General features: G+C 60.1%; 9 protein-coding genes. 6 read left to right on the plus strand and 3 right to left on the minus strand.

Features of this window, described 5'->3' with window-relative positions:
• A partial coding sequence (locus IH881_18970; GenBank protein ID MCH7869783.1) for an aminotransferase class III-fold pyridoxal phosphate-dependent enzyme occupies positions 1-1,130 on the minus strand: 1,130 nt, incomplete at its 3' end.
• A gap of 769 nt (positions 1,131-1,899) precedes the next feature.
• Between IH881_18970 and IH881_18975 the strand changes: the two genes are divergently transcribed.
• The 4 genes from IH881_18975 (at position 1,900) to IH881_18990 (ending at position 5,354) form a co-directional block, all read left to right on the plus strand.
• Positions 1,900-2,691, plus strand: a complete 792-nt coding sequence (locus tag IH881_18975; protein MCH7869784.1) for a hypothetical protein — start codon at positions 1,900-1,902, stop codon at positions 2,689-2,691.
• A gap of 226 nt (positions 2,692-2,917) precedes the next feature.
• Positions 2,918-3,124: a hypothetical protein gene (locus IH881_18980; protein MCH7869785.1), complete on the plus strand. Its 207-nt coding sequence runs from the start codon at positions 2,918-2,920 to the stop codon at positions 3,122-3,124.
• A 206-nt stretch (positions 3,125-3,330) separates the two neighbouring features.
• A complete protein-coding gene (locus IH881_18985; protein ID MCH7869786.1) occupies positions 3,331-4,893 on the plus strand; it encodes a SagB/ThcOx family dehydrogenase in 1,563 nt (520 codons plus the stop codon).
• Between the two features lie 122 nt (positions 4,894-5,015).
• Positions 5,016-5,354 (plus strand): non-heme iron oxygenase ferredoxin subunit, encoded by a 339-nt coding sequence (locus tag IH881_18990; protein MCH7869787.1) that lies wholly within the window; start codon positions 5,016-5,018, stop codon positions 5,352-5,354.
• Positions 5,355-5,717: 363 nt separating this feature from the next.
• Here IH881_18990 and IH881_18995 read toward each other — a convergent pair whose 3' ends face one another.
• Positions 5,718-6,488 (minus strand): hypothetical protein, encoded by a 771-nt coding sequence (locus IH881_18995; protein ID MCH7869788.1) that lies wholly within the window; start codon positions 6,486-6,488, stop codon positions 5,718-5,720.
• A gap of 161 nt (positions 6,489-6,649) precedes the next feature.
• Between IH881_18995 and IH881_19000 the strand changes: the two genes are divergently transcribed.
• Both IH881_19000 and IH881_19005 read left to right on the plus strand, forming a co-directional pair.
• Positions 6,650-8,341: a hypothetical protein gene (locus IH881_19000; GenBank protein ID MCH7869789.1), complete on the plus strand. Its 1,692-nt coding sequence runs from the start codon at positions 6,650-6,652 to the stop codon at positions 8,339-8,341.
• Positions 8,338-8,628, plus strand: a complete 291-nt coding sequence (locus IH881_19005; GenBank protein MCH7869790.1) for a hypothetical protein — start codon at positions 8,338-8,340, stop codon at positions 8,626-8,628. The genes IH881_19000 and IH881_19005 overlap by 4 nt, the downstream gene beginning before the upstream one ends.
• Positions 8,629-8,668: 40 nt before the next feature.
• Here IH881_19005 and IH881_19010 read toward each other — a convergent pair whose 3' ends face one another.
• Positions 8,669-9,499 (minus strand): DUF1513 domain-containing protein, encoded by an 831-nt coding sequence (locus tag IH881_19010; GenBank protein MCH7869791.1) that lies wholly within the window; start codon positions 9,497-9,499, stop codon positions 8,669-8,671.
• Positions 9,500-9,515 lie beyond the last annotated feature (16 nt).

Below are 9,515 nucleotides of genomic sequence, written 5' to 3' on the forward strand. Positions count from 1 at the left end.
TGCAGCTCGGCTCGGGCGCCCAGAGACGACAGTTGCCAGGGTAGGGCGTGGGTATCGATGACGTCCGTCATGCCATCGACGAGGCGGCCGCAGAGGTCGGTCATCTTGGCATAATTGGACTCAGTCATGACGTGTTCAAAGCATGCACGCAGGGCCGTGATCGACATCGCATTGCCCATGAGGGTTCCGCCGATACCCGGGTCGCCGCCGCCGGCCAGCAACTCACCGACGCGCCCGGCGATTTCGGCGGTAAAGCCGTAAATCGCGGCCGGCACACCGCCGGCGATGGATTTACCGAACACCAGGAAATCGGGCTCCAGGTCGTTGGCAACGGCGTAGCCCCTTGGGCCAGCGCAAATAGTGTGGGTCTCGTCGATGGCGAGATAGGTTCCGGCGTTGCGGGTCAGGCGGCGCAGGGAATCGTGATACCCGTCGTCGGGAAACACCATGCCGCCGTTGGTCAGCAACGGCTCGCACAGAACACAGGCAACATCGCCTGGCGCGAGCGCCTTTTCCAGGGCCTCGATGTCGTTGAATTGGATGATTCGTGTAGTCTCCGACAGGTCGCGCCCAAAATTGAGGCCATCGAGCAATGGCCGCATCTCGCCATTACAGAGACGTACCATGGTGTCGCTAACGGTGCCGTGGTAGCAGCCGTCGAATACTAGAACCTTGGGGCGGTTCGTCAGGGCGCGCGCTGTGCGGATAGTGAAACGGCAGGCGTCGGTGGCGGTCAGAGCGATCTGCCACGAGGGCAGCCCAAACCGCCGCGCAAACTCGCGGCCGAGCCAAACCGAATCCTCGGTGGGCAGCATGAATGTGGTTCCGTTTTGAGCGCGGTGGGTGATCGCGTCTACCACCGCCGGGACCGCGTGGCCGAACATCGCGGCTGTTATGCCGTAAAAGAAATCGATGTAGTCATGGCCATCGACATCAGTGACACGCGATCCAACAGCCCGTTCTACGAAGATCGGAAATCGGGATTGCCATGCCGTCATCCAAGACATTGGAACGCCACCTAGCAATCCGCCGCCAGCCTGCTTGAATAGTTCGCTCGACCTGGGGTGCCGCGCCTCGAACTCGGCGGCCTCGCTAGCGATGAGTGTTTTAAGATGGTTGCGGTCGATCATTGAATACGCCTACTTCTTCACACCGGCCTTGCGTGACTCATCGAATATTCGAAAGCGTGTAGGACATGCTAGCGACACTCGCCAGGATCGCGCCGAATTCCATATCCCAACAACCTCTAGTATGCATACGTTGAGTTTGGGTGTACGAGGGCGTCCAAGAAGATCCAATGGTGGAGCCGAGCTCCATTGAACTGGGCTTGTAACCAGTTGAGTTCGTTGGCGAAGTGCTGTTCGATTTTTTCGAGTTGCCCCCAAAGTTGCCCCCAGGTGCTGGGTGTCCCGGACTCATCTTCCCCGGCGATAAGCAGCGCAGGTTGGTAGGTAAATAGAAGCGGCGTTTCTGCGAAGCGCCGATGAGTATAACCCTGCTGCGTTCAGACACATTCAGCACTCAGAGCGTCTCAATTGCAACACCCTGAAAGCACGGGGCATTTCCGGCTCAGCCTGCCTTCCTTACGTCTCGCGACGGCCGGGCCGGGCTCATACGTTCACACTTATCCGAAGCTGGGGGTCAGTTGCCAAAGAAGACCGATTCTAATGAGTTAATTCGTGAGCGTTCGGTGAACTGCCCTCGTCGGATGCGAAAAATCCTGCAAAATCACGGTGTACCGATATTGAGGACGGACAGGGTTCGATTCGCTGCACCGTCTAGCGAAGCCGATACGCTTGTCGAGAGAATCTACCTTGACGGTGGTCTCGTTTCGTGTTCACGGCATAATGTGAAGATGACCGTGGTTTGGATTGTGTGCGTCCGCCCATTCTGTGAGCCGTGAACAGCGAATCTTTTTATAAAAAGGGCTGGCGCCGATTTGAATACGATCTCGCGCTGGTCGAATGGGTGGAGCGCGCACTTCCATCGGCACGTGAAGCGGTAAAAGCGAAAAAGAATGCCCGGTGGTTGCGCTGCGGTGGTACCTGGTTCGCCGGCGTCAATGCGTTGCCGAACGATACCTCCGGTGCGGTTGGAAACAGCGGTCCTGTATGCGGTATTGCAATCAGTTTTATTCGGCAGTCATTGGGGCTTTCGGGATTTGAATGGGACCGCGGACAGGTTTCCGTGTGCTACCCGCGCTATCCCCAGCCGATGGAATCCGAGTCCGCTGCCGCTTTTCGGTATCGGCGCGACCGCGATGCGGCCCATGTCGATGGCCTGCTGCCGGAAGGCGTGGATCGGCGCAGGCATCTTCGCGAATACCACCATTTTATACTTGGCATCCCGATGGTTGAATTCAGTGCGGATGCGTCCCCGTTTGTTGTCTGGGAGGGTTCGCACGAAATTATTCGTGCAGCAGTCAACGAGCGCTTTGACGACTTACCGTCCGACCAGTGGGGTGACGAGGATATCACCGAAGTTTATCACCAGATGCGCCGAACGGTGTTTGAAACCTGCAAGCGGGTGGAGATTGCCGCCATGCCGGGCGAAGCATTTATCGCCCACCGCTTGATCGTGCACGGCGTTGCGCCCTGGGCTGAATCGGCAACCGCGGGCGAAGATGGCCGGATGATTTGTTATTTCCGGCCGATGATGGGTGGCCCGGTGGAATGGTTGACGGCACCGTGATCTATTAACCAGCTCCGTCTCATAACATCCTGGATCGCCCTGTTCCACCGCGGGGAAGAGTTCTGCCTCGCGGCGTACTGATTTTGAGAACGAATGGGAGGTTTCCAGGTGGGTGACCCTTAGGTGGCTGGTCACCGGTCGGAAGTCTACGTCTCCTTGCGCTCTGGTGTACGCTCGCTCCAAGGGGTTTGGGCGGAGGCTACTGTCGACGAACCGCGAGGCCGTTATGAATGAGGACACGTTCAACATCGAAGTGCGCAAGTTTCTCAAGCAGGTGGGTGTGACTTCCCAGCGCGAGATCGAGAGCGCCGTGCGCAGGGCGGTCGAGGCCGGCCGGCTCAAGGGCGGAGAGAAGTTGAAGGCGACCGCGCGCGTCCAAATCGAGAGCATCGGGCTGGACCACCGAGTCGAGGGCGATATCGCGCTATCCTGAGCGCAAGCCCCGGCCGAAGCCCGGCGCAGTCTCCGCGACTCTGCGGTCCCGATACGTACCTCGACGCCGAGCACCGGCGCAGCGCGATCCGAAAGCCTCAGTTTATGCTTCCCACGGGCGGGGCACGTGTAGCAGAGTCAGAGGATGCCGCGAAGTGACGCATTGATCACGAGATCTCGCAGCTCCGAGCGGCCGAGGTTGAATTGATGTCCAACCGATCCACGGCGGCCACGCTCGAGTATCACGAGGCTACCAAGCACAGCGAGCAGAGTGTTCGCGCGAGCCGCCACTTCCTCGACCTTGAGAACCAACCGCTGCCTTTCAAGATCTACCGAGATCTGGAGGCGATCCCGCTTCCGCAGAACTCTCCAGGGAACGACCTTCCAGCGCTCGAGGTGATCTCTCCCCCCGTCACTGCCCCGACCACGAATGGCGACGGCGAGCGGACCGTAGACCTCGCCACCCTTTCCCGCATCCTCTATCTGTCTGCGGGGATCACGAAGCGCAAGCGCCATGCGGGCGGTGAGATCTTGTTCCGCGCCCACCCGAACACCGGCGCGCTCCATCACATCGATCTCTACGTCGTCGCGGGTGAGCTCCCGGGCCTTTCCGCCGGGGTGTATCACTTCGGTCCGCACGACTTCGCCCTTCGCAGACTGCGCGAGGGCGACTATCGCGCGGTTCTCGTCGAAGCGTCCGGGCGAAGTCCCGACCTGGTACGCGCGCCGGTGATCATCGCGAGCGCCTCGACGTACTGGCGCAACGCCTGGAAGTACCAGGCGCGAGCCTACCGGCACTGTTTCTGGGACGGAGGGACGCTGCACGCAAACCTGCTCGCTGCGGCTGGATCCGCGCAGCTCGAGCCGCTGCTGGTGATGGGCTTCGCAGACCGTCCCGTGGAGCGGCTGCTCGGTCTCGACCCCGAGCGCGAGGGTGCGATCGCGCTCGTGGCCGTCGGTCGGTCCGGGCGAAGGGCGCCGACCGCCCCGCCCGTGCCGGAGCTGCGACTCGAAACCGAGCCGCTCTCTCGCTCGGAGGTCGATTATCCGGCAATCCGCGCGCAGCACGCCGCCTCCTCCCTCGCGGACGGCGTCGAGGCGGCCGCCTGGCGCGGCCCCTCCCCTGTGATGGAGGAGCCCGTCGCGACCGGCTCTCTGCACCCGCTGCGGCCGAAGGCTGAGCCGGAACTTCCACGCGAGTCGCTCGACGCCGTGATCCGAAGGCGCGGCTCGACCCGGGTATTCGACAAGACTCGTTCGCTGTCTTTCGAAGAGCTTTCCACGGTGCTCGACCGCGCCACGCGCGGCGTGCCCGGTGACTTTCTGGACCCGCCGGGTGCGAGCCTCCTAGACCTCTACCTCATCGTGCACGCCGTCGCGGGGCTGTCTCCGGGGGCCTACTACTACCGCCGCCGCGACTGCTCGCTGGAGCTGCTGCGCGCGGGGAGCTTCCGAGGAACGGCCGGCCGTTTGGGCCTGGGCCAAGAGCTACCAGCTGACGCGGCGGTGAACATCTACAGCCTGGCCAGCCTCTCTCCAGTGCTGGCGCGGTTCGGCAATCGCGGCTACCGCGCTGCGCAGCTCGAGGGGGGCATCACGGGAGGCCGCCTGTACCTCGCCGCCTACGCCCAGCGCTTCGGCGCCAGCGGGCTGACCTTCTTCGACGACGAGGTGACGGAGTTTTTCTCGCCTCACGCCGCGGGCAAGAGCGTCATGTTCCTCGTCGCCCTGGGCCATCCCGACCGCGCCGCACTGGGGCTGAAAATGTGAGCCATCGCGTGATGCCATTTTCTTCGCGCCGGTGTTCGGTGCAGAATACTCACGTTGCCAGGGTGGGGGAGCGGCGCCGCCCCTGACGTGTGAGACTTCGGTGTTTCGAGGAGGCCAAACGAATGGGACAACTCATCAAAGTCGCGGAAGCGAACGATGTACCGCCTGGAACGACCAAAGCGGTCGAGGCGGATGGGCGCAGGATTGCCCTATTCAATTGCGATGGTGGCTATTACGCCATCGACGACGTCTGTACGCACCGAGGAGGATCACTTTCAGAAGGTGAGGTGAACGGCACGGCGGTGACCTGCCCCTGGCATGGGGCCACCTTCGACATCACCACGGGGAACGTCCTCGAGCCGCCTGCCACCGAAGGAGTGGTCTCTTACAGAGTTCAAGTAGACGGGAACGACATCAAGGTTGAGCTGATGGCGGAGGTTTTTCTGGGCATGGGTAGATAGAATAAATGGTGGAGCCGAGCACTATTGAACTGGGGCGCTAAGTGGTTGAGTTTGATGGGGGAGTGCAGTTCGGGTTTTGAGATATGCCCCCAAATGTGCCCCCACATACAAGTTGCGCGAAGCTCTGTTGACTCGCCCCCTCTTAGTGAGAGCCATCTCGATTCCGAAATGTTTTGATGACATACAGTACTACTCTGATTCCTGTATTTCTGGAGATGCCCCGAACCGGACAAATTCCCCAAACAATCGAGCTATTCGACTTATTGTATTTTATCGGCGGAACTGAAAATTCAGCTTATTTTTCCTACGTTCGGCACGCGTCTTTCGCACGATCTTTGCGTTGCGAAAGCTTGCCCTGGCCAGCTAGGACAGTTCTTCTGACCCGATGAGTTCCAACTTGGGCTTCGCTCGCCATCTACTGATTGCGAGCAGCGCGATTGGAATTCCGTAGGCGCCCGCGCGCTCGACAAACTCAAAGACATCGAGTGGTCCGCCCGAGATCGGGTACAGAAACTCCGTCATGAGCTTCCAGGCGAGAACGAACCACAGCACGCCAGGAGTCCGCAACAGGAGCACTGACGCCGCCAAGGCAATTTCGAACCAGCCAACAGAAATGAGGAAATTCGGAGTCGCCGCGATCCCGATGGATGCCCAATGCTCGAGCAAAATCGCCTTCTGCATAAAGGCACCAAATGCGCCATGGCCGAGTAGAAGAAGTGCGAGGGCGAGGCGAAGCAAGAATTCGAGTTGATTGACGCGTTCAGATGTGAGGTCAGGAAGATCCATCCTTCCGAACCAATCCCGCCTCGTGGCCGACATTGCGCCGCCAAGCACGAGCAGAATCAAGGGGGGACCGAAGTTTCCTGCCCGCTCCCAGACCTCCCACAGGCTGAAGCCCGCGAGGGGCCGGAGCAGAGAAGTGAAGACTGCCCAACCGAACATCCAAAGCAAAATTGCTCGGCGGGGCTTCCAAAGCAAGAGCAGTCCCAATGTGATATCGAAGCAACCCACGAGAGGCATGAGCTGCCAGGCCGACGATTCAGAAATGTTCATCGCTTCGAAGAAAGGGAGCCAGCTGGCCTTCGTGATCGTGCCCCACACACCGTGACCGATGAAGCAAAATGCCGCTGTCACGCGAAGTGTAAGCTCGAGTCGTCTCCGCAGATCGGTTAGGTCCGACCGCTGTTCAGCATCTCTCATGTCGTGCATCAACCTCGGGGCTCATCTACCGTATCGGATAGAATTTCATGATTCGGCGTTCAAATGGACCTTTTTTGCACCCAGGGAGATTTTAGATGAGCGCCGCTGGCGCCCCCGGTCGCTCGAGCGGACCGAGGCAACACGAAATCTCGCGGGGACTGACTCTGGCGCTGCTGGCGGCAACTCTTTTGGTTATCGCTGCCGGTTTGCTTCCACATACCCGGGGTCCGTTCGGAGGTGATGAACCGTACATATTCGCCAACGTGCACTCGCCGGAGCTGCGAGAACGCACATTTGTGTTTAATGGTGATTTTCCCGGACGCTCCGGAAGCGCCTGGTACCGAGGGCACGAGCGCTATCAGCGGCGTTATGTCCGGTTGCTTCCGAGCGCGTTGCTGGGGGTCGAGGCGAGTTTGTTCGGAAGTCATGCGCCCTCCTACAAGCGCGTTTCATTGGCGCTCCACCTTATCAGCTGTGGGCTTGGATTCTTTCTATTGCTACGGCTGATCAAGGACCCGAGGAAGGCGGCGTTGCTGGTCGCGCCGCTAGGGCTACATCCGGTCGTCGATCAACCGATCGACTGGGTTGCGTGCCAGCCCATTCTTGTGGCCGGGCTATTTAGCCTGCTCGCCGGCACGGCATGGGTATTCCGAGTGCAGCGCGGCGGCATTGTGGGTTGGGCCGTTCCGCTATTCGGATTCATTGCCATCACCAGCTACGAAGCTGCAATCGCGGTGCCTATCTTGTTGCTAGGGATCGATCTCGTCGCAGCAAAAACTCACTCAACGCGCGCCCTAACACTCGGGATGCGCGCGACACTCCTCTCCATCTATCCGGTCTACTTCGCAATCATCTGGGCGAATGCGCAAGACGCCACTCTCACCGACTCATCCTATCGCGCAGGGCTGGGTGAGTTCTTTGGGATCGCTGCGGCGGACGGTTATGGCTACCTCGTGCGATCCTTCGTAGGCGTGATGCGCTGGCAACCGATCTCATTGCTTCGGTGGGTGTCCCAACCTTTGGTATTGGCCTGTCTGCTAGCGACGGTTGGCTTTGCGGGCTTGCGTCTTGGACGCCGACCCGCCACGTTGTTTGGTCTTGTGGTCTATCTCGCGCTCTTGGCCCCTCCCTTGATCAGTCGCGCCGCGGTGTCATTCACCAACTATCCCAGTAATCGTCAGCTCTATTTGCCCCTCCTCGGCATTGCCATTTTTGCGGCGAGCATGTGGCGTCGGCCATTCCGCTGGCCTCATCTGATTGCTCCAGTCTTGCTATGCGGGCTCTTCGCCGCGTATCACGGTGACCGACCCGATCCCATGGAGCGACAGCAGTTGCACGCACGGATGGGTGCCCTCGTGCGTGAGGAACTGGCGAAGCGACCGCCGGGAACGCCGATTGTGGGGCTGGGGAACTCTCGTTGCGGCTACGATCCGCGCCTCGATGCCGCGTCACACCCGGTTTACGACCTGATCCCTACCACCATCAAGGGAGAAGTTCCACAACTCAAAGTTGAGGGAGAGAACGTGCTGCGGGTCTTCAGTCCGGACGGTCTGTTCGTCGTGTCGACCGCGCTGACGCGAAAGCAAATGGGTCGCGTACCACCCCTTATGCCCGACCTGGCCCGCATTGGGAGCCAGAGAATCGACATCGCGACGGTCACGACCCCAGAGCCCGCCCTAGGGAAACTTATCCATGAGTTACGCTATACCTTCGACGCGCCGCTTTCCGATTATCTCTTCATGGTCCTGCGGGACTGCGACTTGCCGAAGGTATTGAAACTTCCATGAATCCCCACCACCTGGTCATTGCAACGGTCTGCGCTCTTCTCCTGGCGATTGGTTGTGATGGCGGCGAGCCCGCCCCCGCGGTGACCAAGCCCCAACCGGGGACAGTTGAGTGTGTAGCCACCTTCCTCGATGCTCAAGATGGCAACGAGTTGGGTCGCCGACCCGTCACGTTGGCCGTCGCCGACATTCTAAACAATCAGTTCGTGGAAGCCTGTCTCTACCTGTCGAAGAACGATCCGCTTCCCGACACGCTTTCGGTGCGGTGCAGCTGTGATTGGGAGCAGTAGAGAGCAGGTCAGCTCCCTTGCGCGCACCGGCCAGAGTCGCTCAACCGGCTGCCATGTGGCTGTGCCGATGCATGGCTGTGTAACTACATCGCTCGCGCACCAGTCGGTGCGTGCCACGCTCAAAGACAAACAGATTCGCTGCATCCCCGGCCACACCGTAGTGTTTGCCGTCGGGATGCATCGCGACTCCGCGGGGGTGGGTGAGACCGAGACTCGTGCAATCGATCACCTTTGCGGCTCCGGTCTTGCCGGAGAAAGCGATGATGGTGCCGGACTGAGGGAATGATGCGATCGCCTCGTCGTGAATGGGATCGTACTCGACACTCTGGCCTCGGGTCATGTCGGCCAGGTTTTCGCAGGTGAGATCCCGGCGCGGACCCTCGGGGCGATCAAAGTCAAAATGGAGCAGCGGCAGCGGCGCTCCAGCGGTGAATTCTGTTTTTTGCTTGAACGTGCGGTACGGCTCGGTCTTCTCGCTCATCAGCGAGTGGAATGCACCGATCGACATCTGGGCATTCTGAAGTACGAAGATCCGTTCGCGATTGTACGCACTCAGATGTCTGAACTCGGCAGTCGCGGGCTCGCCGAGAAATTGTTCGACGATCTTGCCGCTCGAGAGCTCGATCAAATTGAGACACGGCTCCACGATGTAGCGGTCGTAGCCTGTTGAACCCTCCGGCCATTTCGTTGAACCGTAGTTTGCAACCGCGATGTGCTTGCCGTCCTCGAGCAGTCTGACTTCGTGCGGAAGGATCCCGCCGGACGAGTACCGCTCGATCAGCTGGAGTGTGTCGTTATCTCGAATCGCGATGGAGCCATGATGGTTCTTCGCCAAACCGGACCAGCGGACGTGGGTTACGCGCTCGGTCACCGCTTGATTCAGTTCG

This window comes from Myxococcales bacterium (genome assembly GCA_022563535.1).
Classification (GTDB): Bacteria; Myxococcota_A; UBA9160; order UBA9160; family UBA4427; genus DUBZ01.

What these genes read in the sequence shown, in the direction of transcription:
- IH881_18980 (MCH7869785.1), top strand. Translation starts at nt 2,918, where the DNA reads ATGAATGAGGACACGTTCAACATCGAAGTGCGCAAGTTTCTCAAGCAG.
- IH881_18985 (MCH7869786.1), top strand. Translation starts at nt 3,331, where the DNA reads ATGTCCAACCGATCCACGGCGGCCACGCTCGAGTATCACGAGGCTACC.
- IH881_18990 (MCH7869787.1), top strand. Translation starts at nt 5,016, where the DNA reads ATGGGACAACTCATCAAAGTCGCGGAAGCGAACGATGTACCGCCTGGA.
- IH881_19000 (MCH7869789.1), top strand. Translation starts at nt 6,650, where the DNA reads ATGAGCGCCGCTGGCGCCCCCGGTCGCTCGAGCGGACCGAGGCAACAC.
- IH881_19005 (MCH7869790.1), top strand. Translation starts at nt 8,338, where the DNA reads ATGAATCCCCACCACCTGGTCATTGCAACGGTCTGCGCTCTTCTCCTG.